23 protein-coding genes are annotated in these 22,481 nt (G+C 68.4%); 12 read left to right on the forward strand and 11 right to left on the reverse strand.

Annotated elements, in window-relative coordinates:
• The first annotated feature begins 4 nt into the window (after window positions 1-4).
• From AC1DYP_RS17830 to AC1DYP_RS17840, 3 genes are all read left to right on the forward strand, one after another.
• Window positions 5-1,177, forward strand: coding sequence for a carboxynorspermidine decarboxylase (locus AC1DYP_RS17830; RefSeq protein ID WP_477047447.1), 1,173 nt, complete (start codon window positions 5-7; stop codon window positions 1,175-1,177).
• A gap of 150 nt (window positions 1,178-1,327) precedes the next feature.
• Window positions 1,328-2,653: a glycoside hydrolase 5 family protein gene (locus tag AC1DYP_RS17835; RefSeq protein WP_477047448.1), complete on the forward strand. Its 1,326-nt coding sequence runs from the start codon at window positions 1,328-1,330 to the stop codon at window positions 2,651-2,653.
• Between the two features lie 224 nt (window positions 2,654-2,877).
• Window positions 2,878-4,491 carry a carboxylesterase/lipase family protein gene (locus tag AC1DYP_RS17840; RefSeq protein ID WP_477047449.1) on the forward strand — a complete coding sequence of 538 codons (1,614 nt, stop codon included), beginning with the start codon at window positions 2,878-2,880 and terminating at the stop codon, window positions 4,489-4,491.
• Between the two features lie 119 nt (window positions 4,492-4,610).
• Here the strand turns inward: AC1DYP_RS17840 and AC1DYP_RS17845 are convergent, their stop codons facing one another.
• Window positions 4,611-5,027 (reverse strand): globin family protein, encoded by a 417-nt coding sequence (locus tag AC1DYP_RS17845; RefSeq protein WP_477047450.1) that lies wholly within the window; start codon window positions 5,025-5,027, stop codon window positions 4,611-4,613.
• A 126-nt stretch (window positions 5,028-5,153) separates the two neighbouring features.
• Complete coding sequence (gene carA, locus AC1DYP_RS17850; RefSeq protein ID WP_477047451.1) at window positions 5,154-6,320, reverse strand: glutamine-hydrolyzing carbamoyl-phosphate synthase small subunit; 1,167 nt, start codon at window positions 6,318-6,320, stop codon at window positions 5,154-5,156.
• 267 nt (window positions 6,321-6,587) lie between these two features.
• On the opposite strand from carA, the gene AC1DYP_RS17855 reads away from it, so the two are divergent.
• The 4 genes from AC1DYP_RS17855 (at window position 6,588) to AC1DYP_RS17870 (ending at window position 8,271) form a co-directional block, all read left to right on the forward strand.
• Window positions 6,588-6,881 carry a DUF1272 domain-containing protein gene (locus tag AC1DYP_RS17855; protein ID WP_477047452.1) on the forward strand — a complete coding sequence of 98 codons (294 nt, stop codon included), beginning with the start codon at window positions 6,588-6,590 and terminating at the stop codon, window positions 6,879-6,881.
• Window positions 6,882-7,084: 203 nt separating this feature from the next.
• Window positions 7,085-7,219 carry a hypothetical protein gene (locus AC1DYP_RS17860; RefSeq protein WP_477047453.1) on the forward strand — a complete coding sequence of 45 codons (135 nt, stop codon included), beginning with the start codon at window positions 7,085-7,087 and terminating at the stop codon, window positions 7,217-7,219.
• A gap of 97 nt (window positions 7,220-7,316) precedes the next feature.
• Window positions 7,317-7,493: a hypothetical protein gene (locus AC1DYP_RS17865; RefSeq protein WP_477047454.1), complete on the forward strand. Its 177-nt coding sequence runs from the start codon at window positions 7,317-7,319 to the stop codon at window positions 7,491-7,493.
• Between the two features lie 82 nt (window positions 7,494-7,575).
• Entirely contained in the window at window positions 7,576-8,271 is a 696-nt protein-coding gene (locus tag AC1DYP_RS17870) for an HAD family hydrolase (protein ID WP_477047455.1), read from the forward strand.
• 119 nt (window positions 8,272-8,390) lie between these two features.
• On the opposite strand, the gene AC1DYP_RS17875 is transcribed toward AC1DYP_RS17870, so the two are convergent.
• The 4 genes from AC1DYP_RS17875 to AC1DYP_RS17890 form a co-directional block, all read right to left on the reverse strand.
• Window positions 8,391-9,506: an acyltransferase family protein gene (locus tag AC1DYP_RS17875; RefSeq protein WP_477047456.1), complete on the reverse strand. Its 1,116-nt coding sequence runs from the start codon at window positions 9,504-9,506 to the stop codon at window positions 8,391-8,393.
• A gap of 133 nt (window positions 9,507-9,639) precedes the next feature.
• Window positions 9,640-11,022 carry a peptidoglycan DD-metalloendopeptidase family protein gene (locus AC1DYP_RS17880; protein WP_477047457.1) on the reverse strand — a complete coding sequence of 461 codons (1,383 nt, stop codon included), beginning with the start codon at window positions 11,020-11,022 and terminating at the stop codon, window positions 9,640-9,642.
• A 226-nt stretch (window positions 11,023-11,248) separates the two neighbouring features.
• Window positions 11,249-11,944: a response regulator transcription factor CtrA gene (ctrA, locus tag AC1DYP_RS17885; protein WP_012285089.1), complete on the reverse strand. Its 696-nt coding sequence runs from the start codon at window positions 11,942-11,944 to the stop codon at window positions 11,249-11,251.
• A gap of 429 nt (window positions 11,945-12,373) precedes the next feature.
• Window positions 12,374-13,177, reverse strand: a complete 804-nt coding sequence (locus tag AC1DYP_RS17890) for a LytTR family DNA-binding domain-containing protein (protein WP_477047458.1) — start codon at window positions 13,175-13,177, stop codon at window positions 12,374-12,376.
• Between the two features lie 122 nt (window positions 13,178-13,299).
• Between AC1DYP_RS17890 and AC1DYP_RS17895 the strand changes: the two genes are divergently transcribed.
• The 4 genes from AC1DYP_RS17895 (at window position 13,300) to AC1DYP_RS17910 (ending at window position 17,372) form a co-directional block, all read left to right on the forward strand.
• Window positions 13,300-14,292: an alpha/beta hydrolase family protein gene (locus AC1DYP_RS17895; protein ID WP_477047459.1), complete on the forward strand. Its 993-nt coding sequence runs from the start codon at window positions 13,300-13,302 to the stop codon at window positions 14,290-14,292.
• A gap of 269 nt (window positions 14,293-14,561) precedes the next feature.
• Window positions 14,562-15,899, forward strand: a complete 1,338-nt coding sequence (fliI, locus tag AC1DYP_RS17900; protein WP_477032247.1) for a flagellar protein export ATPase FliI — start codon at window positions 14,562-14,564, stop codon at window positions 15,897-15,899.
• Window positions 15,899-16,318 (forward strand): flagellar export protein FliJ, encoded by a 420-nt coding sequence (locus AC1DYP_RS17905; RefSeq protein ID WP_477047460.1) that lies wholly within the window; start codon window positions 15,899-15,901, stop codon window positions 16,316-16,318. Before fliI ends, AC1DYP_RS17905 begins: the two co-directional genes overlap by 1 nt.
• Window positions 16,308-17,372, forward strand: a complete 1,065-nt coding sequence (locus AC1DYP_RS17910) for an endo-1,4-beta-xylanase (RefSeq protein ID WP_477047461.1) — start codon at window positions 16,308-16,310, stop codon at window positions 17,370-17,372. The genes AC1DYP_RS17905 and AC1DYP_RS17910 overlap by 11 nt, the downstream gene beginning before the upstream one ends.
• On the opposite strand, the gene AC1DYP_RS17915 is transcribed toward AC1DYP_RS17910, so the two are convergent.
• The 4 genes from AC1DYP_RS17915 to AC1DYP_RS17930 form a co-directional block, all read right to left on the reverse strand.
• Window positions 17,369-17,791 (reverse strand): helix-turn-helix domain-containing protein, encoded by a 423-nt coding sequence (locus tag AC1DYP_RS17915; protein WP_477047462.1) that lies wholly within the window; start codon window positions 17,789-17,791, stop codon window positions 17,369-17,371. The genes AC1DYP_RS17910 and AC1DYP_RS17915 overlap by 4 nt on opposite strands.
• 125 nt (window positions 17,792-17,916) lie before the next feature.
• The gene (locus AC1DYP_RS17920) at window positions 17,917-18,309 is read right to left on the reverse strand and encodes a DUF4282 domain-containing protein (RefSeq protein ID WP_477047463.1); all 393 of its coding nucleotides are present in this window, start codon (window positions 18,307-18,309) and stop codon (window positions 17,917-17,919) included.
• Between the two features lie 126 nt (window positions 18,310-18,435).
• Window positions 18,436-18,978 carry a hypothetical protein gene (locus tag AC1DYP_RS17925; RefSeq protein WP_477047464.1) on the reverse strand — a complete coding sequence of 181 codons (543 nt, stop codon included), beginning with the start codon at window positions 18,976-18,978 and terminating at the stop codon, window positions 18,436-18,438.
• Window positions 18,979-19,189: 211 nt separating this feature from the next.
• The gene (locus AC1DYP_RS17930) at window positions 19,190-19,588 is read right to left on the reverse strand and encodes a RidA family protein (protein ID WP_477047465.1); all 399 of its coding nucleotides are present in this window, start codon (window positions 19,586-19,588) and stop codon (window positions 19,190-19,192) included.
• A 150-nt stretch (window positions 19,589-19,738) separates the two neighbouring features.
• Here AC1DYP_RS17930 and AC1DYP_RS17935 point away from each other — a divergent pair, with 150 nt between their 5' ends.
• The gene (locus AC1DYP_RS17935; RefSeq protein ID WP_477047466.1) at window positions 19,739-20,311 is read left to right on the forward strand and encodes a TetR/AcrR family transcriptional regulator; all 573 of its coding nucleotides are present in this window, start codon (window positions 19,739-19,741) and stop codon (window positions 20,309-20,311) included.
• Here AC1DYP_RS17935 and flhA read toward each other — a convergent pair.
• Window positions 20,308-22,419, reverse strand: a complete 2,112-nt coding sequence (flhA, locus tag AC1DYP_RS17940; protein ID WP_477047467.1) for a flagellar biosynthesis protein FlhA — start codon at window positions 22,417-22,419, stop codon at window positions 20,308-20,310. The genes AC1DYP_RS17935 and flhA overlap by 4 nt on opposite strands.
• Window positions 22,420-22,481: the final 62 nt, after the last annotated feature.

Here is a 22,481-nt window from a genome sequence, read left to right on the forward strand (position 1 = left end):
GACGATGGAAACCCAGGCCGGCGGTCCCGGCGCCTTCGCCCGCTTCGACTTGAACCGCGTCCCGTCGCCCTGTTTCGTGGTCGACGAGGTCGCGGTGCGCCGCAACCTGGCCACGCTCAAGGACGTCGGCGACCGGGCGGGCGCCAAGGTGCTGCTGGCGCTGAAGGCGTTCTCGATGTGGTCGCTGGCCGACGTCGTCGCCGAATATCTGGACGGCGTCTGCGCCTCGGGCCTGTGGGAGGCGCGGCTGGCGCGCGAGCACTATCACGGCCACCTCACCACCTATTCGCCGGCCTACAAGCGCCAGGACCTGCCCGAGATCCTGCGGCTGTCCGACAGCGTGATCTTCAACTCGCCCGACCAGGTGGCGCGGTTCGCCGACCTCGTCGCGGCGGAGCGCGAGCAAGGCCAGGTGTTCGACATCGGCCTGCGCCTGAACCCCGAGCACAGCGAGGCCGAGGTCGCCAAGTACGATCCGTGCCAACGGGGCTCGCGCCTGGGCTTTCCGGTCTCGCAGCTGCGCCCGGAGCATCTGGAAGGCGTCGACGGCCTGCACGTCCATGCCCTGTGCGAGCAGGGGTTCGAGCCGCTGCAACGGATCTGGGCGTCGCTGGAGCCCAGGCTCGAGGGGATGCTGGGCGGCCTGAAATGGCTGAACCTCGGCGGCGGCCACCACATCACCCGCGCCGACTACCGCAAGGACGACCTGGTCGCCCTGCTGGCCCAGATCGCCGAACGCCACGGGCTGCAGGTCTATATCGAACCCGGCGAGGCCATCGCCCTGGACGCCGGCGTCCTGGTGGGCGAGATCCTCGACACCTTCGAGAACGGCCTGCCCGTCGCCGTCACCGACATCTCGGCCACCTGCCACATGCCCGACGTCATCGAGGCGCCTTACCGGCCCGCGATGCTGGGCGAAATTGATGACGGCGTGTCGGTCCGGATCGGCGGCCCCTCGTGCCTGGCCGGGGACATCATCGGCGACTACGTCTTCGCCTCGGTCCCGGCCCCGGGAACGCGCATCGCCTTCCTCGACCAGGCGCACTATTCGATGGTCAAGACCAACACCTTCAACGGCGTCCCCCTGCCCGCGATCGCGCTGTGGAACAGCGACACCGACACGCTGAGACTGGTCCGGCAGTTCGACTACACGGACTTCCGCGACCGGCTTTCCTGAGTCCATCCGCGCCCCGTCGGGTCTCCATGGAGCGTCTTGCCGCCCCTCCCCGGGAGAGAAAAGACGCAAATTCTGAAATCAATTTTATTTAATCCCTTCCCCAGCGCCGCCACCTCCCGCTAGGCTGCGTCAAAACAAGGGGAGGCAAGCATGCTGTCGAGACGCCATCTGCTGGTCACGGGCGCCGCCGCGATGGTCGCGAGCCGGGCCCGCGCCGCTGACACCACTTCCCCCGCCTTCGTCACCGTCAAGGACGGCCGCCTCAGCCTGGGCGGCGAGCCCTATCGCTTCGTCGGGGCGAACCTCTGGTACGGGGCTTGGCTGGGCTCGCCGGGCGCGGCGGGCGACACCGCGCGGCTGGGCCGCGAGCTGGACCGGCTGAAGGCCCTGGGCGTCACCAACCTGCGCATCCTGGGCGCGGGCGAGACGTCACCCGCCAAGGTGGCGATCTCCCCCACCTTCCGCGGTCCCGGCGAGGACTACGACCAGGACCTGCTGAAGGGGCTGGACGTGGTGCTGGCCGAAATGGCCAGGCGCGACATGAAGGCGGTGATCTACGTCAACAACTTCTGGGACTGGTCGGGCGGCATGCCGGCCTACCTGCGCTGGACCGGCAACGGCCAGTGGTTCCAGCAGGGCGACCCGGCCCATCCGTGGCCGGAGTTCGCCGACTACTCCGCCCGCTTCTACGGCGACGCCAAGGCCCAGGCGCTGTTCCAGCACTACCTGCGGGCCCTGGTCGGCCGGGTCAGCAGCGTCACCGGCAAGCCCTATCGCGACGACCCGACGATCATGGCCTGGCAGCTGGCCAACGAGCCGCGCCCGGGCGGCAGCGAGGCGTTCGGGGTTCCGAACCTGCCCACCTATTACCGCTGGATCGCCGAGACCTCGGCCCTGATCAAGTCGCTGGACCCGCGCCACCTGGTCACCACCGGCAGCGAGGGCGCCATGGGCTGCCTGCAGCGCGAGGCCTGCGTGGTCGAGGCCCACAAGCCGGCCAGCATCGACTACCTGACCCTGCACGTCTGGCCCAACAACTGGGGCTGGATCGATTTCAAGAACCAGCCGGCCACCTATGCGGCCGGCGAGGCCAAGTGCCGGGACTACGTCACCCGCCACATCGCCATCGCCAAGACCATGGGCAAGCCGCTGGTGATCGAGGAGTTCGGTCTGATCCGCGAGGACCGCGCCTTCACGCCGGGCGGCCCGACCACGCACCGCGACCGCTTCTACAAGATGATGTTCGGCCTGGTCGAAGCCGACATGAAGGCCGGCGGTCCCCTGGCCGGCACCAACTTCTGGGCCTGGAACGGCGAGGGCCGTGCCCAGCATCCGGACGCCTGGTTCAAGATGGGCGACCGGGCTTACGTGGGCGATCCCCCACAGGAGGAGCAGGGCCTGTTCGGGGTGTTCGACGCGGATGCGTCGACGCTGGCCGTGGTGCGGGAGCATGCGAAGGCGGTTCACGCCCTCTAGGCCCTCCCCCCGTGGGGGAGGTGTCGGCGCAGCCGACGGAGGGGGGAGTGATGGTGAGGTGGGACCAATCCCCCCACCGGCGCCTTCGCGCCGCCTCCCCCACAGGGGGAGGACCTTCAGGTTCGCGGCCTCCTCCGAGAACCCCAAAAAGGGGTTGTCACCGGTGTCATGATCCGTGGTAGCGATTCCGTCGAACGCGAGCCCAACCGCGTCGGAGGAAGCTCATGGACCATACCCAAGTCGATCGTCGCGGCCTGATCGCCGGCGCGGCCGCGGCCCTCGCCCTGGCCTCGAGCCCGGCCCTGGCCGCCAAGCCCGGCCCCGTGGTGACCACCACCTACGGCAAGGTGCGCGGCGCGACCGGCGAAGGCGTCCAGGTGTTCAAGGGCCTGCGCTACGGAGCCGACACCGGCGGCGCGGGACGCTTCATGCCGCCCCAGCCGCCCAAGCCCTGGACCGGCGTCGCCGACGCCCTGGCCTACGGCGCGGCCTGTCCCCAGGGCAAGGGCGAGAGCGGCGAGAGCCAGAGTGAGGACTGCCTGTTCCTCAACATTTGGACGCCCGCCACGGCGGGCAAGAAGGGTGGGCTGGAAGACGGCAAGAAGCGGCCGGTGATGTTCTATATCCACGGCGGCGCCTACAACACCGGCTCGGGCGCGAGCCCCTGGTACGACGGGACCAAGCTGGCCAAGCGCGGCGACGTCGTGGTGGTCACGGTCAACCACCGGCTCAACGCCTTTGGCTACCTCTACCTGTCGCGGCTGTTCGACGATCCGTCGGTGGCCGACAGCGGCAACACCGGCCAGATGGATCTGGTCCTGGCCCTGCAGTGGGTGCGCGACAACATCGCCGCGTTCGGCGGGGACCCGGGCAACGTCATGCTGTTCGGCCAGTCCGGCGGCGGCGCCAAGATCGCCACCCTGATGGCCATGCCCAGCGCCAAGGGCCTGTTCCACCGCGCCGCCACCATGAGCGGCCAGCAGGTCACCGCCGCCGGTCCGTTCAACGCCACCAAGCGCGCCAAGGGCTTCATCGACAAGCTGGGCGTCAAGGACCTGGCCGCCCTGCGCGCCCTGCCCGCCGAGACATTCCTGGGCGGCCTGAAGGCCACGGACCCGATCGCCGGAAGCGGCGGGGTCTATATGGGTCCGGTGCTGGACGAGCGGACCCTGACCCGCCACCCGTTCTTCCCCGACGCCTCGCCGGTGGGCCTTTCCGTGCCGATGATGTGCGGCAACACCCATGACGAGACGCGCGGCTTCGTCGGCTACGACAAGACCCTGCTGGACATGACCTGGGAGCAGGTGATCGCCAAGCTGCCCAGCCAGTTCAACGCCCGCATCGACATCGACCCGGCCACGGTGGTGGCGGCTTATCGCAAGATCTATCCGAACTACACGCCGTCGGACGTCTATTTCGCGGCGTCGACGGCGGGCCGCTCGTGGAAGGCGGCGATCATCCAGGACGAGGAACGCGCCCGTGCCGGCGCCCCCGCCTGGGCTTACCAGCTGGACTGGCGCGCGCCCAAGGACGGCGGCGTATGGGGCGCGCCCCACACGCTGGACATGCAGCTGGTGTTCGGCAACTTCGACGCCCCCGGCGTGATCACCGGCTCGGGTCCGGACGCGGTGGCCATGCACGAGCGCCTGGCCGACGCCTTCATCGCCTTCGCGCGGACCGGCAACCCCAACACCTCGTCCCTGCCCAACTGGCCGCCCTACGACCTGACCCAGCGCCAGACCATGGTGTTCGACAACGTCTCGCGCCTGGAGAACGACCCGCGCGGCGCCGAGCGCGAGCTGTTCAACAAGGTGCCGTTCATCCAGTTCGGAACTTAGGCGGAGCAGGGCAAGGGACCTCCCCCTGTGGGGGAGGCGACACGAAGCGATCGGTGGGGGAGCTTTAGGCTCGAAGGCCCAGAATCCGGCTGATTGCCGACTACTCCCCCCTCCGTCGGCTACGCCGACACCTCCCCCATGGGGGGAGAATTGACCTCGTCTTCTTCCTCGTCCTCGTCGCCGTCCTCCGGCCAGACGCCCAGCGCCGCGTCGCGCAGGGCTTCGGCGCGGTCGGCGATCTCGGCGGTCAGGTCGTCGTCGACGCCTTGGGCCTCGAGCGCCAGCACCAGGTGGCCGACCATGTGGTCGAGGTCGTCGTCCTCCAGCCCCTCTTCCGACAGCCAGGCCAGGGCCGGCGCCAGGCGGGCCTCGTCGTGATTGTCGAGGTCGAGCGCGGCGGCCATGAAGGCCCGCACGCCGGGCGAGATCACCGGGCCGACCAGATGGGCCAGCAGGTCGTCGTCCTGGGCGCGCTGGAAGAAGTCGTCGAGAGCGGCGTTGGCGATCGTCTCGCCGCCGATGCGTTCAAAGGTCATGGGATCCTCGCCGAAGGGTCGCAGGTGAACCGGAACGCGAGAAGGCTATCACGCCCCCCGGCGGGGAGCGTGAGACGGCCATGACAGTCTGGTGGTCGTTTTGTGTAAGCTAGGCCTTAAGGCGGCTTACTTCGCCGCGTCCATCAGCCCGGCGAAGCGCTCGAACAGGTACAGGCTGTCCGTCGGACCCGGCGAGGCTTCCGGGTGGTGCTGCACCGAGAACACAGGCTTGTCGGTCAGGGCGATGCCGGCGTTGGTGCCGTCGAACAGCGACACGTGGGTCTCGGTGACCGCCTTTGGCAGCGAAGCGCTGTCGACGGTGAAGCCGTGGTTCATCGAGACGATCTCGACCTTGCCGGTCGTCAGGTCCTTCACGGGGTGGTTGGCCCCATGGTGTCCCTGCTCCATCTTCACGGTCTTGGCGCCCACCGCCAGGGCCAGCATCTGGTGTCCCAGGCAGATGCCGAACACCGGCTTGCCGCTGGCGACCAGTTTCTGGATTTCGGGCACGGCGTATTCGCCGGTCGCGGCCGGGTCGCCCGGGCCGTTGGACAGCAGCACGCCGTCGGGATTGCGGGCCAGGATGTCCTCGGCCGAGGTGTTGGCCGGCACCACCGTGGCGCGGGCGCCGACATGGGCCAGGGCGCGCAGGATGTTGCGCTTGACGCCGTAGTCGAGGACCACGACCTCGTACTTGGGCTTGTCCAGCTTGGCGTAGCCTTCCGGCCACGACCACAGGCCCTCGTCCCAGGTGAAGGTCTGGGTGGTGGAGGCGTCCTTGGCCAGGTCCAGGCCTTCGAGGCCGGCCCAGGCCTTGGCCTTGGCGACCAGGGCGTCCAGGTCGAACTGGCCGGTCGGCGAGTGGGCGATCACGCCGTGCGGCATGCCGGTCTCGCGGATCTTGCGGGTCAGGGCGCGGGTGTCGACGCCCGACAGACCGATCATGTTGCGACGCTTCATCCAGCCGTCGAAGTCGCTGTTGGCGCGCCAGTTGGCCTGGTCGGTCGGGGCGTCGCGGAAGATCGCGCCGCGGGCGGCCGTCTCGGCGCCGCCGGCCATCTGCTCCAGGTCCTCGACGTTCGTGCCGACATTGCCCACGTGGGGGAAAGTGAAGGCGACGATCTGGGCCATGTAGGAGGGGTCGGTCAGGATCTCCTGGTAGCCGGTCATGGCGGTGTTGAAGCACACCTCGCCGACCGCATCGCCGGTCGCGCCGCAGCCCACGCCTTGCAGGATCGTGCCGTCGGCCAGGGCCAGAACGCCGGTGACGCCGGGGAGAAGGTCTTTGGACATCTCGGAAGCGCCTCCTAAACGCAGGGCCAGAACAGGCCGGTCATTCTCGCAAAAAGGCGGGCCGGGTGTAACCCCAACCCGCCGCGCAAACGGCGGCGTGTCTAGGGGGGTATGACGGGGGGGTCAACCCCTCTGATCACGGGAGTCGGGGCGACTCCCCACATTCCCGTGATCAGTGAAAGAGTCCCCTCGCGCGGGAAGCCCTCAAGCCCTTATGCTGGAAGGGTTAAGCGCCACAATAAGCATTAGAACACGGGAGGACGGCCCATGCTCGAACTGCGCCCCAATTGCGAGTGCTGCGATCGCGACCTGCCGCCCGACAGCCCGGACGCGCGGATCTGCACCTTCGAATGCACCTTCTGCATCGACTGCGTGGAGACGCGATTCTCCGGGGTCTGTCCCAACTGCGGCGGCGACCTGTCGGCGCGGCCGATCCGGCCGGTCGCGGCCCTGCATCGCTTCCCCGCCTCGCTGAAGCGCGTCTACAAGGCCCATCCGGCCTGCGCCAGCGTGCGCCCGCCGCCGTCGGACACGCGACAGCCGCCGCCGTCCTGGGCCTGAGGCTTACCGACATTCGAATCCGGCGGACTTTTTAAACTCCGTCATTCCGGGCCTTGTGCCCGGAACCCCTCTGTCCGCCGCAGGTGCGGGGGTGTGGCGCTCGGCGCCACAGCTGGAACAACTTGTCGCGGGGCGGCATCCCTCGGCGACGGCCCCGCGTTAATCTCTTGAGGCTCATGGTGGAGCTTCAAGGAGTTGATCCCATGAGCACGCTCGTCGCCCGCATCGCCCCCGCCGCCGACACCGGCTGGTTCGGCCTGGTCGAGACGAGCCTGCGCGTGATGCTCGTGGCCGCCGCCCCGGTCAGCGCGGCGATCTTCCTGCTGCAGAGCTTCTAGGGCGCGAAAAACCTATCTTGGCCGTGGGAACGTCGGGTAGCCGACATCGTTAGGTCTGGTGCGGGCGGGGGCGCTCTAACTGTATCTGTACCTGTGCATGACCCATCTCCATGACGACGCCCACGAAGAACCAGCTTCGGCCGTTTCGACGAACCTGACCGAGCAGATGCTCCACCTGACCAACCGGTTCGAGGAGGAGCGTCTCAAGCTCGAGGAACGCACGTTCCGGACGGACGGTGAAAACCCGGACGACGGCGGCGACAAGGAAGGCTGACGGCTCTCCCCCTTTTTGCCTGGCGTCTTTGCCTAGGGCGCCGACGCGGCGTATCACCCGGCCGAGACCCGGAGAGCCTTCCATGCCCGTCACCACCGTCGGTATCGACGCCGACGACACCCTTTGGCACAACGAGACCATCTTCCGCCTGACCCACAAGCGGTTCGTCGAGCTGCTGGCCCCCTATGGCGACGAGGCGCAGATCGAGGCCAAGCTGGCCGAGACCGAGAAGCGCAACCTGCGGCTCTACGGCTACGGGGCCAAGGGCTTCACCCTGTCGATGATCGAGACGGCGATGGAGCTGACCGACAGCCAGGTCAGCATCGGGGTGATCCGCCAGATCCTGGCCTCGGGCCGCGAGATGCTGACCGAGCCGGTCGAGCCCCTGCCCGGCGTCGAGAAGGCCCTGGCCACCTTGTCCGAGCGCTACCGCCTGGTGCTGATCACCAAGGGCGACCTGCTGCACCAGGAACAGAAACTGGCCGCCTCCGGGCTGGGCGACCTGTTCGCCGCCGTCGAGATCGTCTCGGAGAAGGACGCCGACACCTACCGCCGGGTCTTCGCCCGCCACGGCACCGGTCCCGAGCAGGCGGTGATGGCCGGCAATTCGGCGAAGTCCGACATCATCCCGGCCCTGGACGCCGGCGCCTGGGCGGCCCTGATCCCCTACCCGCTGGTCTGGGCCCACGAGGCGGCGACGGCGCCGAAGGAGCACGCGCGGTATGCGGAGCTGGGGTCGATCGGGGAACTGCCGGGCTGGGTGGATTCGCTCACTTAAAACCCTCTCCCGTGGGGAGAGGGAGGGGCCCAAGCGAAGCTTGGGAGGGTGAGGGCGTGGGGAGCCAACCGGAGTGCCGGCACGCCGTCGACCGTCCCTAATCCCTCACCCTCCCACCGCTACGCGGCGGGTCCCTCCCTCTCCCTCTGGGAGAGGGTCTTCTTCGCGCCCAGCCCCGAAATCCAGTCCCGCGCCGGCCGCTCGAACAGCACCAGCGACAGATAGGCCGCCGGGATCAGGGCCACGATCCAGAACAGCACCCACAGCCGCAGGACGTCGCCGTTCAGGCCCCAACCGGCCACGCCGACCCAGTTGATCCCCATCTTCAGGGCGATCGGGTGCAGCAGATACAGGCTGAAGCTCAGCTGGGCCCAGGGCGCCAGGCGGCGGCTGACCCCGCCCTGCGCGCCGGCCGCGTCGGCGGCGACCCCGGCCAGGCCCAGGGCGTAGACGATCAGCAGCAGCAGCGTCCGCTCGATCCGGAAGGTCGAGGCGACCAGGAAGACCGCCAGCAGCCCCCACATCCAGAACCTTGCGAACGGCAGCCGGCCCAGCACGTCGCGCAGCTGGAAGGCCAGCATGCCCAGCAGGAAGCCCGGCACGGCGCGCAGCACGCCGAAGTTCCAGGTCCACTGGTGGAAGGGCATCTCGCCGTCGGGGTTCAGCAGCAGCAGCACGAAGCTGGCGACCGCCGCCAGGGCCGTGACGATCCGCCCGCGCGCGGTGATCCAGAACAGCAGCGGCAGGGCCAGATACATCCCCATCTCGGCGCTGATCGCCCAGCTGACGAAGTTCCAGGTCTGGCTGTGGCAGGTATGCCAGGCGTGGACGAACAGCACGTTGGGAACGATGCAGGACAGGTCGTAGCGCTTGGGATCGACATCGCCGCCCCAGTGCACGACGCCCGCCGCCCAGACGCCGACGAAAACCAGCATGGTCGCCCAGTGCAGCGGCCCAAGCCGCGCCACCCGCTTCTTCAGGAAGGTCCCGTACTTGTTCCAGCTGGTCAGCCGGCCGGTATAGATCGCCGCCATCACGTAGCCGGAGATCAGGAAGAACAGGTCCACGATCAGGCTGAAGCCCTTGATCATGTCGTCCGCCACTTGCCAGCGCCCATCCAGGTTGATGTAGCGGTTGAAGTGGAACACCACGATCATCAGCGCCCCGACGATGCGCAGGGCGTCCAGATGCAGCATGTCGTCGGAGTCGGGCTTGAGGGCGGGCAGCGCTTTCATCGCCCAGGGATGGGACGAGCGGGGGAGATGGTCAAGTTTGGTGACGGGGACATGCCCTTCCGGCGTGTCCCCGTGAACAAGCGCCGCGCCCGGACTTGGGGACACGTCGCAAGGGCATGCCCCCGGTTGTGGCCTACCGCAGCGTCGGGCCCTTGGCCTTGTCCAGCGAGGCCAGCGCCATCTTCGGCGCCGACGGGTCGGCTGCCGCCTCGCCGGCGTCGGCCAGCATCTGGTCGATGTGGTTGCGCTGGGCCTTGAAGCGCGACAGCTCGCCGCCGGCCAGGATCGTGCCTTGGGGCACCTTGGCGCCGATCGGGTTGACCCGCTGACCGTTCAGCCAGACCTCGTAGTGCAGGTGCGGACCGGTCGCCAGGCCCGTGGAGCCGACATAGGCCACCACCTGGCCCTGGCGCACGCGCACGCCCGGCTTGATGCCCTTGGCGTAGCGCGAGATGTGGCCGTAGCCGGTGTCCCACTGGCCCGAATGGCGGATGCGCAGCCAGTTGCCGTAGCCGCTCCAGCGGCGGGCCTCCAGCACCACGCCGTCGCCGGCCGCCAGGATCGGGGTGCCGGTGCCGGCCCCGAAGTCGACGCCCTTGTGGCCGCGGGTGTAGCCCAGCACCGGATGTTTGCGCATGCCGAAGGTGGAGGTGATGCGGGCGCCGTCGACCGGCGTGCGCAGCAGGAAGCCTTTGATGTTCTTGCCCAGCTCGTCGAAGAACTGCGGCTTGCCGTCTTCACCGGGGCGCTCGAAGGCGTAGAACTTCTGGCCCTTGACCTCGGCGTATTCCAGGTCGCCGGCCTCGACCGTGCGGCCGCTTTCGGTGACCTTGCGGCCGAACACCAGGCAGAACTTGTCGCCTTCCTTGATGTCGCGCGAGAAGTCGATCTTGTGCGAGAACAGCTTGGCCGCCTGGCTGATCACCGCCGGGGTGCCGCCCACGTCGGCCACGCTCTCGTAGAACGAACCCTTCATCTCGCCGCACGCGACCTTGGTCTCGTCGGTGACCTTTTCCTCGAGCTCGCGCAGCTTCATCGCGCCGTCGAAGGTGCGCGAGACGGTCAGGGTCGAGGACGGGCTGGTGCGCATCGACAGGCCGATCAGGCGGGCCGAGCCGGCGCGGCCGTTGCGACGCTCGGCGACGGCGGCTTCGAACGCCATGCCGGCCTTGATGTTGACGGTGTCGATCGCGCCCTGCAGGGCGGCGACCACCTGGCGGGCGTCGTTGGGGGCGATGCCGGTGCGCAGCACGGCGCCTTCCAGGGTCTCGCCGGGACGCACCTTCACGGGGATGGATTCCGGACGCTCGAAGCCCGGTTGAGCCTCGGCGCTGGCGAAGGCGGCGTGTTGCAGGGCGGCCAGGGCGCTGGCGTCCAGCGGGGCCTTGACCACCTGCATCGGCGCGTCGGTGGCCGTCAGCTTCCAACCCAGGCCCAGGGCGGCCAGACCGGCGATCGCGGTGAAGACCTTCGGGGCCAGACGCAAGGTCGGCCGTCTCGGATCGAATTCCTGCATCAAGACCCCGACTGGTAGCGATGCCGTGCGTTMAAAATGACACGACTGGGATGCCCCCCAGCAAACCTCGCGCCGGAAAATGACGGATGACGCCACCTTCGGGCAAGGACTATTCGGTGCTTCGGGCGATTTGTCACGGATAGGGTTAAGACCCTGATCCTAAAAAGGAAAACGCCCGCCTCCGAGGAGGCGGGCGCTCTACTTTTTGGGTTTCGTTCGCTGGGGACTACGCCGCGGCGACTTGCTCGTTCGGATCGCGCAGCACGTAGCCGCGGCCCCAGACGGTTTCGATGTGGTGCTTGCCCTGGGCCGAGGCCGCCAGCTTCTTGCGCAGCTTGCAGATGAAGACGTCGATGATCTTCAGTTCCGGCTCGTCCATGCCGCCGTACAGGTGGTTGAGGAACATCTCCTTGGTCAGGGTCGTGCCCTTGCGCAGGGAGAGCAGCTCCAGCATCTGGTATTCCTTGCCGGTCAGGTGAACGCGGTTGCCGTTCACTTCGACCGTCTTGGCGTCCAGGTTCACGATGATGTCGCCGGTCTTGATGACCGACTGGGCGTGACCCTTCGAACGACGGACCACCGCGTGGATGCGGGCGATCATCTCGTCCTTGTGGAACGGCTTGGTCATGTAGTCGTCGGCGCCGCCCGAGAAGGTCTTCACCTTCGTGTCGATTTCGGCGCTGCCCGACAGGATCATGATCGGCGTGTTCACCTTCGCCACCCGCAGGGTGCGCAGAACGTCCAGCCCGCTCATGTCCGGCAGATTCAGGTCCAGCAGGATCAGGTCGTAGTCATAGATCTTGCCCAGATCCACGCCCTCTTCGCCAAGATCCGTCGTGTAGACGTTGAAGCCTTCAGACTTCAGCATCAGCTCGATGGTCTGCGCGGTGGCGCTGTCATCCTCGATCAACAGTACGCGCATGCAGCCCTCCCCGCCCTTGGGCGGCATTATTCGACAGCTAGGCGGAATCCGCCGGTGAAACCCGTCCTGCACTCTGCCGGACAGTTAATTTAAGACAGGTTAATGGTGAATGATCTCGTCGAAGAAATGGTTAATCTGATTTGCGAATCGGGTGCAAGCGGTCAGCGACTCATTTGGCGCAATGGTCGCAGGGGGCTGTGGACAGCCCGTCAAGACGATTCCTTTTGGCCCGAAACGCCTGATTTGCGGGGTTTGTAAAGGGTTCGGCGCCCCTGTTTTCCGACCGTTTCAGCGGCCCGCCGTTCATCTGTGAGGCGAGATTGCGGCGTTCTGTCGCGAGAATTTTACTGCCTTGGCCATGGGCCTCGGAGCGTCGCCGCGAGCCCTGCCGCGCAAGGTCCGCGACGTCCGGTCGCGGCGGGTTTCACCCTATTTTTCGCCCGAAGCTTCCGGGGCCAGCCAACCGGCCTCCCGAAGCTTGGCCACGGAGGCGCGGGAGATGGGCGCGGTGAGGTCGCCGCGCAGGGTCAGGCGCAGGTTTCGGCCGTCGGCGACCACCCCGGTGACGGCCGCCCGGGCCACCCACCACGAGCGGTGCACGCGCATCCCCTCGTGGGCCATGCCGGCGATCACCCGCTCGAACGGCCCGGCGACCAGGCGCGACCCATTGAGGGTGTGGACCCGCACATAGTGATCCTCCATCCGCAGGCACAGCACCTCGCCCGAGGCCGGCATCGCCGCCGGTTGCGGCGTCGCCTGGACCGGATGGGCCTCGCGCGCCCTACGAGCCTTCATCGCCCGGCGGACGATGACGAAGGTCAGGACCGGTCCCGACAGGAAGACGCACTGGCCGTACCATTCCAGCGGCGCGATCCGGTCGCGCAGGAACGGCCACAACGTCGTGGCCAGCCAGCTGATGAACAGCGCCAGCGGCACGCAGCCGACCAGCAGCGCGACGACGATCACCGGCCAGACCGGGAGCCTCAGGCGCTCCGCCCCGGCCACCGCCAGGCGCTGCAGCACGCCGAAAATCAGGGTTCCCACGCAGAAACAGACGATGAAATGGAAGATGCGCTGCTCCGGCGCGCCGTTCAGATAGCTGCCGTACGGGCCGAGCACCCCGACGAACAGGCCGATCGCCGCGGCCACGGCGAAGTCGATCGCCCATTCGCGGGCGGTTCCCAGCAGCGGTTCGGCCTTTCCGGTCATGGGCGCGGTCAGAGGGGCGGTCATACCGTTGCTATAACGTCGGTTCGCCGGTTCGCGAACCCGTTCGCCCATTCGCGAAGAGGCGATGGCGAGCCCGGATCGACCAGGACATGACCTCGGCCCTGTTCCACCCATCGAGGACGTTCATGTCGATCCGCTCGCTCTGTCTCGCTTCGGCGACCACCCTGGCCTTGGCCGTCGCCTCACCCGCCCTGGCGGCCACGGCGGGCTTCACCGTGGTCCAGGCCGCCGATCCGCAAGGGGGCGCGCCGATCACCGTCGGCATCTGGTATCCCGCCGACGCCCCCGCCAAGCTGATGGACCTGGGCATCGGCCAGCAGACCGTGGCGGCCGGCGCGCCCCTGGTCGGCGACCACCTGCCGCTGATCGTCATGTCGCACGGCAACGGCGGCTTCTTCGGCGGCCATGCCGACACCGCGCAAGCCCTCGCGGAAGCCGGCTTCGTGGTCGCCGCCCTGACCCACACCGGCGACAACTACGCCGACCAGAGCCGCGCCACCGACATGGCCAACCGGCCGCGCCAGCTGTCGGTGCTGATCGAGTACATGCTGAAGGCCTCGCCGATGCAGGCGGCGCTCGATCCGGAGCGGGTCGGAGCGTTCGGCTTCTCCTCGGGCGGCTTCACCGTGCTGGCGGCGGCCGGCGGCGAGCCGGACCTGACGACCCTGGCCCCGCACTGCAAGGCCCACCCCGACTTCTTCGACTGCAAGCTGACCGCCTCGCACCCGCCGCCCGCCGACGCGGCCAAGGCGGTCTGGACCCACGACGCGCGGATCAAGGCCGTGGTCTCGGCCGCCCCGGCCATGGGCTACAGTCTCACCAAGGCCGGCCTGTCGAAGGTGACGGTTCCGCTGCAGCTGTGGCGGGCCGAGAACGACCAGATCCTGCCCGACCCGTTCTACGCCTCGGCCGTGCGCGCCAACCTGCCCAAGCCGCCGGAATGGCATGTCGTCCCCGGAGCCGGGCACTTCGACTTCCTGACGCCCTGCAACGACCAGGGCCGCGCCACCGCCGCGTTCATCTGCACCAGCGCGCCGAGCTTCGACCGGGCGGCCTTCCACAAGGATTTCGACGCCAAGGTGGTGGGGTTCTTCAAGGCCAATCTGATGAAGCCCTAGCTCCCCCAAACTCCCTTCATCCCGGCGAAAGCCGGGACCCAAGCTGAGGCTCAGAACAGGCCTCATGCGATCGCGCCTCAGCGGGCTTTCCTGCCCGCTCGGCTTGGGTCCCGACTTCGTCGGGATGAACGGAAAGGAGGGGTGGGCATAAGGACGCAGCCCCCTGGCTTAACCGCAATCCTCAAGAGCGAATTAACCATGTCGGTCTACTTCACTCCCCATTAACGCCCGGGGCCCAAAGCTTGGCCCTGAGCCGTCGGGAGTTGTGCTTGCGTAGCCTGATCGCCGCCGTCGAACGTATCGATCCGCTGACCGTCTTCGGTCGCGTCGCCGCCGTGAACGGCCTCCTGATCGAGGCGCGCGGCGGGCTGACCCGTCTTGCCGTGGGCGCGCGGGTCGAGATCGAGCGTCTGGGCCTGCCGGTCCTGCCCGCCGAGGTGGTCGGCTTCCGCGAAACCCGCGCCCTTCTGATGCCGTTCGGCCCCGTCGAGGGCGTGGCCCCCGGCGCCGTCATCAAGATCATGCCCGAGGGCGCCGTGGTCCGTCCGACCAAAGCCTGGCTGGGCCGCATCATCAACGCCTTCGGCGAGCCGATCGACGGCCTGGGCCCGCTGCCCCAGGGCGAGGTCCCCTACCCCCTGAAGACCCCGCCTCCGCCCGCCCACGCCCGCGGCCGGGTCGGCGAGCGCATCGACCTGGGCGTGCGGTCGATGAACGTCTTCACCACCACTTGCCGCGGCCAGCGCCTGGGCATCTTCGCCGGCTCGGGCGTGGGCAAGTCGGTGCTGCTGTCCATGCTGGCCAAGGAGGCCACCTGCGACGCCGTCGTGGTGGGCCTGATCGGCGAACGGGGCCGCGAGGTCCGCGAGTTCATCGAGGAGACCCTGGGCGAGGACGGCCTCAAGCGCGCGATCGTCGTGGTCGCCACCTCGGACGAGCCGGCCCTGACCCGCCGCCAGGCCGCCTACATGACCCTGGCGATCAGCGAGTTCCTGCGCGACCAGGACCTGGAAGTCCTCTGCCTGATGGACTCGGTCACCCGCTTCGCCATGGCCCAGCGCGAGATCGGCCTGGCCGCCGGCGAGCCGCCGACCACCAAGGGCTACACCCCCACCGTCTTCACCGAGCTGCCCAAGCTGCTGGAGCGCGCCGGTCCCGGGCCTATCCGCCCCGACGGCACCACGGCCGCCCCGATCACCGCGCTGTTCACGGTGCTGGTCGACGGCGACGACCACAACGAACCGATCGCCGACGCCGCCCGAGGCATCCTGGACGGCCACATCGTCATGGAGCGATCGATCGCCGAGCGCGGACGCTTCCCCGCGATCAACGTCCTGAAGTCCATCAGCCGGACCATGCCCGGCTGCCAGACGCTGGAAGAGCGCGAGGTCGTGAAGATGGCCCGCCAGACCCTGGCCGCCTATTCGAACATGGAGGAGCTGATCCGCATCGGCGCCTACCGCGCCGGGGCCGATCCGCTGATCGACCGCGCCATCCGCCTGAACCCCGCCGTCGAGGCCTTCCTCAGCCAGAGCCCCGACGAGGCCACCAGCCTCGACGACAGCTTCGGCTACCTCGCCCACATCCTGCAGAGTGAAGCCGCGTAATGACCAAGTGGGCCGACTCCCTGATCCGCATCTCGAACCACGAGGTCGAGACCCTGCAGAAGCGCCTGGCCGAGATCGTGGAGCGCCGCCAGACCGCCGAGATGAAGGTCGCCACCCTGGACGCCCAGTCCGAGCTGGAGGCGATGCAGGCCCAGGGCGACGTCGAGGCCGGCTGGTACATGATCGGCTTCCGCCAGGGCTCGAAGATCCGCCGCGACCAGGCCCTGCTGGAGATCGACCAGATCCTGATCGAGGAAGCCGGCGCCCGCGACGCCCTGTCGATGGCCTTCGAGAACCTCAAGAAATACGAGCACGTCGCCGAGGCCGCCAAGGTGGCCAAGATCAAGCTGGCGGGCAAGCTGGAGACGGCGGCCCTGGACGAGCTTGGCCTGCGCCGGGTGGCGATCGGTGGGCGGTAAGGGTCTCGACCGCCGCGCGGTCCTGGCCAGCGCCCTGGCCCTGACCGCCTGCGGCTCCAAGGACGCCCAGAGCCAGTCCGCCCCCGCCGACCTGCCGCCGCTGAAGAGCCTGGCGCCGTTCCGGATCGGGGCCTGCGTCCAGGCGCTGCACCTAGACGATCCGGCCCTGGCCGCCCTGCTGGCCCGCGAGGTCAGCCAACTGACCCCCGAGTGGGAAATGAAGATGGAGTACATCGTCCAGCCGGACGGCTCCTTCCGCTTCGACGCCCCCGACCGCATCGCCGCCTTCGCCCGCGCCCACGGCATGGGCCTGCTGGGCCACACCCTGATCTGGTACGCCCAGGCCCCCGAGGCCTTCGAGCGGCTGGACGAGAGCCGCATCGGCTTCGCCGACGCCTACCGCAACTACATCCTGGCCGTGGCCGGCCGCTATGCCGGCCAGGTGGTCGGCTGGGACGTCGTCAACGAGGCGGTGGCCGAGGATGGGAACGGCTGGCGCGACAGCCTGTGGTCCCGGCGGCTGGGCGACTTCGAGCACATCGCCCTGGCCTACCGCACGGCGCGCGAGGCGGACCCGCACGCGGCCCTGCTGCTGAACGACTACAATCTCGAATACATGCCCGCCAAGCGCGCCACGTTCCTGAAGCTGGCCGAGCGCCTGCTGGCCTCGGGCGCGCCGCTGACGGGCCTGGGAACCCAGATGCACGTGGCGGCCGACATCGCCCCGGGCCAGATCACCGCGATGATCCGCGACCTGGCGAGCCTGGGCCTGCCGATCCACGTTTCCGAGCTGGACGTCTCGCTGGTCCGGTCGGAGAGCAAGCTGCTGTCGCGCGGCGAATTGCAGCGTCGCCAGGCGGCCGTCTACGCCGAGACCGCCGAGGCCTTCATGGCCCTGCCCGAACGCCAGCGTTTCGCCTTCACCCTGTGGGGGCTGCGCGACAAGGACTCGTGGCTGAAGAAGGAGAACGCCGCCGACGCCCCGGCGCCGTTCGACGACGCCGGACGGCCCAAGGCCGGCGCTGCGGCCCTGGCGGGGGCGTTCAGGGCCTAGCTGGCGGCCTCGTCCGACCCGTTGTCGTTGGTGTCCAGGCTCAGCGTCTTGGCCAGGGCCAGGATCTGCAGGCGTTGGGACAGGGGCAGTTGCGGCACCAGCGAGGCCAGCTCCACGCCCTCCTCGGTGGCCATGAAGCGGCGCACGGCCATGGTGCGCTTGTCGCCGTCGACCACGCTGTCCAGCGGCGGCATGCCTTCGAAGAACCAGGCCACCGAGGTCTGCAGCGTCACCGCCATGCCGTAGAGCTTGGACGCGCTGACGCGATTGGCCCCGCGCTCGTACTTCTGCAATTGCTGGAAGGTGATGCCCACGCTGTCGGCCAGTTGGGTCTGGCTCAGGCCCATGGATTTGCGGCGCATCCGGATGCGGGCGCCCACATGGATATCGACGAGGTGAGGTTCTTGATCGGCGGTCAACATGCGTCTCCGACTGGAGACTTGAGACGCCTCCTTGCCGCTTAGACGCCGGGAACGACCCCTGCCCTCAAGCTCGACGGTGAATTTTCGTAAACCGCGTTATTCGGTCGCAGGGTACGGAGGACTTAGTCGACCGCTTTCTGGGCCGGGGGACGGGTGACGGCCGCCACGGCGTGGTCGGCGTCGCTGGCCTGGCGAAGGGCCCGCAGGTCCTCGCTGATCCGGAAGATGGCGACATAGAATTCGCAGAAGGCGCGCCACAGCAGCACCATGGCGGAAGCCACCAGCAAGCCCGCGACCAGCACAGGGAAGGCCAGCAGCAGCGATTGCAGGCCGGGCTCCTTCAGGGCCAGACCGACGGCGGCGCCGACCACCGAGAACGCGAACAGGGCCACGACGCCGAGGCCGGCCCAGTAGATCAGATGAATCACCGGCCCCGTGACGAGGCGGTCGAACGTCAGCAGGTCCCAAAACAGACCGTTGGAAGCACGCGCCTTGGAATTTCTGGCCGGAGCCATCCGACACCCCTCATGTCAGCGGGAGCTCCGCCGGGTACTGGCCCATCGCTAGCAGTGCGAAGCCCGCTCGGCAATGCCGAGCGGGCTCGCGGATCATCAGACGACGATCGTTGGCTGGGTCGACGGTTACTGGGGCTTGGCGCCGGCCAGAGTGGCGTCGATCTGAGCCTTGGTGGCCGTGGTCTGCAGGCCGCCGGCGGCGGCGGCGCTGAAGCTGGCCTTGGGCAGGGCGAACTTCTTCTCGCCGCTGGTCACGACCACGTTGGTCGAGCCGTCGGCGCCGGTGGTGGTGCCGGCGATCGTGCCGACCACCGCGCCCGAGGGGTCCTTCACCTCGGAGCCGACCTTCAGGTCCAGGGCCACGTTGGCCGAGGACGGGGTGCCGGCGGCGTCGGCGTCAGCGGCCGTCGAGGTGGTGCTGGTCGTGCTGCTGGTGGTCGACTGGGTCGGCGCGCCCGGCAGGGCGCTGGTCGGCGCGGCCGAGGTGGCCGGAGCCGTGGTGGCCGCGGGCGCGGCCGGGGTCGTCGACTGGGCCGGAGCCGTCGTCGTGGTGGTCGTGGAAGAGGTGGTGGCCGGCGGCGTCTGAGCCGGGGCGGTCGATTGGGCGAAAGCGGCCCCAGCCAGCGAAACGGTCGCGGCGGCGGCGAGCATGGCGATCTTGGTTTTCATCATTACGCTCCGTCGTGAAGGCCCCCGCCTTGCAAACCGAACGCGACCTATCGGCAACGGTTCCGAAATAGTCAGTAACAACCCGTGACCATTTCGGGGCGTTTCCAGGCTTTTTGTAGGCGGAAGGCCTGAGATCGCCGGCGATGAGCGGCATCGGAACGGCGGCCAGGAGGCGACCGGCCAAGGCTCGAACCCGTCGCCCGCGCCACGGTCAGGCGGGTTGGGGAATGCGCGCGACGACCTTGATCTCGAAGTCGAAGCCCGCCAGCCAGTTCACGCCGACGGCGGTCCAGTTCGGATAGGGCGGCTCGCCGATCGCCTTCTCCCGTATGGCCATCATCGCCTCGAACTGCGTCTCCGGGTCGGTGTGGAAGGTCGTCACGTCGACAACGTCGTCGAACGTGCAGCCCGCGGCCGCCAGCACCGCCGCCAGATTGTCGAAGGCCAGCTGGACCTGCTTTTCGAAATCCGGTTCGGGCGATCCGTCCTCGCGGCTCCCGACCTGGCCCGAGACGAACAGGAGGTCGCCCGAGCGGATCGCCGCCGAATAGCTGTGCTTGTCGTACAGCGCCCGACGGCCGGCGGGGAAGATGGCGTCGCGTTTGGTCATCGTATCGATCCTGCTTCAACAAGGCGGAGCGCTCATTGATATACGCTCCGTATGTGAGTAGATCGGGACATGCACGCCGCATGTCAATCCACATACGCTGCGTATGTCATTTGTTGGAGACGGTGAGTGGTCGCGAAACGGCGTGCCGAAATGATGGAGGAAACCCGGGCCAAGCTGATCCGGGCCGCCCGGAAGGCCTTCGCCGCCAAGGGCTATGCGGCGGCGTCGATGGACGACCTGACCGCCGAGGCCGGCCTGACGCGTGGCGCGCTCTATCATAACTTCGGCGACAAGAAGGGCCTGCTGCGGGCCGTGATCGACCAGATCGACGCGGAGATGCTGGCGCGGACGCGCGCCGTCCAGGCGCGGGCGGAAACCCCCTGGCTGGGGTTCCTCGACGAGGGCGTCGCCTATATCGAGATGGCCCTGGAGCCGGAGATCCAGCGCATCATGCTCCTGGACGGGCCGGCGGTGCTGGGCGACCCGTCGCAATGGCCCAACCAGACCGCGTGCCTGCGCACCACGACCCAGACCCTCCAGGCGATGATCGATGCTGGAACGGTCAAGCCGGTGGACGCGGAAGCCGCCGCGCGGCTGATCAACGGGGCGGCTCTGAACGCCGCGCTGTGGATCGCGGCGGCCGACGATCCCCCCGCCGTCCTTGCCAAGGCCGTCGAGGCCTTCAGGCAGCTCGCGGCCGGCCTGCTCCGGACCGGGCCCTAGACCATCCCCACCGTGCGCAGGCGCGCACGCGGGTGGATCTCGTTCTGGCTCATCACCACGGTCTGGCCGCGGAAGCGCTCGATGATCGAGCGGACGTAGGGACGCACGCCCGGGCTGGTCAGCAGCACGGCGCTGTCGCCGGCCATGGCGGCGCGGTCGAAGGCGTCGCGCACGCCGCGGATGAAGTCCTGCAGGCGCGACGGGGCCAGGGCCAGCTGCTTGTCCTCGCCCGGACCGACCAGGGCCTCGGCGAAGGCCTGTTCCCACTCGGCCGACAGGGTGATGATCGGCAGCGAGCCGTCCTCGCCGCGGTTGGCCCAGCACAGCTGGCGGCCCAGGCGGGCGCGGACCTGTTCGGTCAGCTGCACCACCGAGGCGGTGTGCGGCGCGGCCTCGCCCATGCCTTCCAGGATCTGCGGCAGGTCGCGGATCGAGACGCGCTCCTTGAGCAGGGCCTGCAGCACGCGCTGGATGGTGGCGGCGGTGACGACCGAGGGGATGAGGTCGTCGACCAGCTTCTTCTGGCCCTCGGGCAGGTCCTTCAGCAGCTTCTGCACCTCGGCGTAGGAGAGCAGGTCGGCCATGTTCTCCTTGAGGATCTCGGTCAGGTGCGTGGTCAGCACGGTGGCCGGATCGACGATGGTGTAGCCGCGGAAGGTGGCTTCCTCGCGCATGGCTTCCTCGACCCACGTCGCGGGCAGGCCGAAGGCCGGTTCGCGCACGTGCTCGCCGGGCAGCTCGACCTGGCCGCCGCGCGGGTCCATGGCCATCAGGCAGCCCAGGCGGACCTCGCCGGCCCCGGCTTCCATTTCCTTGATGCGGATCGCGTAGCCCTGGTTGGCCAGGCGCATGTTGTCCAGGATGCGGACCGGCGGCATGACGAAGCCGAACTCGGTGGCCAGGGTCTTGCGCAGGGCGCGGATCTGGTCGGTCAGCTTGCGGCCGTCCAGGTCGTTGATCAGGGTCAGCAGGCCGTAGCCCAGCTCGATCTTGACGTCGTCGATGGCCAGGGAGGCGCTGATCGGCTCCTCCTCCGGCTCGGCCGAGGCTTCGGCCAGCGCGGCCAGGGCGGCGGCGTCCAGTGGCTGCGGCTCCTTGGCCTTCACGGCGCGGCGATAGGCCAGGTAGCCCGAGCCCACGGCCAGCGCGGCGAAGGGCAGGATCGGCATGCCGGGGATCAAGGCGATGACGCCCGACGAGGCCGAGACCATGCCCAGGGCGACCGGGTTCATGGCCAGCTGGGTGGTCAGGGCCTTGTTGGCGCTGCCCTCGACGCCGGCCTTGGACACGACCATACCGGCGGCGATCGAGATGATCAGGGCCGGGATCTGGCTGACCAGGCCGTCGCCGATGGTCATGATGGTGTAGGAGGCCGAGGCCTCGCCGATCGGCATCTTGTGCTGGACGACGCCGATCAGGATGCCGCCGATGATGTTGATCGCGGTGATGATCAGGCCGGCGACGGCGTCGCCCTTCACGAACTTGCTGGCGCCGTCCATGGCCCCGAAGAACGTGCTTTCCTGCTCCAGGTCCTTGCGGCGCTGCTTGGCGGTGTCCTGGTCGATCAGGCCGGTCGACAGGTCGGCGTCGATGGCCATCTGCTTGCCGGGCATGGCGTCCAGGGTGAAGCGGGCCGCGACTTCCGCGATCCGGCCCGAACCCTTGGTGACGACCATGAAGTTCACCACCACCAGGATGATGAAGACGATCACCCCGATGACGAAGTTGCCCTGCATCATCAGGTTGCCGAACGCCTGGATGACGGCGCCAGCGCCGTGCGAGCCTTCCTGGCCATGGCCGAGGATCAGGCGCGTCGAGGCTACGTTCAGGCCCAGGCGATAGAGGGTGGCGACCAGCAGGACGGTCGGAAACGAGGTGAATTCCAGCGGCTTCTTGATCAGGATCGCCGTCATCAGGATCAGCACGGCGCCGGTCAGCGAGATCGCCAGCAGCAGGTCCAGCAGGATCGCCGGAACCGGGATGATCAGCAGGACGATGATCCCGACCACGCCCAGGGCCAGGCCCATTTCGCCGCGCAGGATCCCTTCCCACAGCGACTTGGCGCTGGGGACCGAGGAGGCGGTCTTGGGGACGGCGGCGTCAGTCATTCAAATCTTCGATCCCGTAGCCTGGCTTTCGGTGGAGCGATTTGCGCGCCGTCACCAGGGTC

This window comes from Caulobacter sp. P1_D6, from assembly GCF_056406095.1.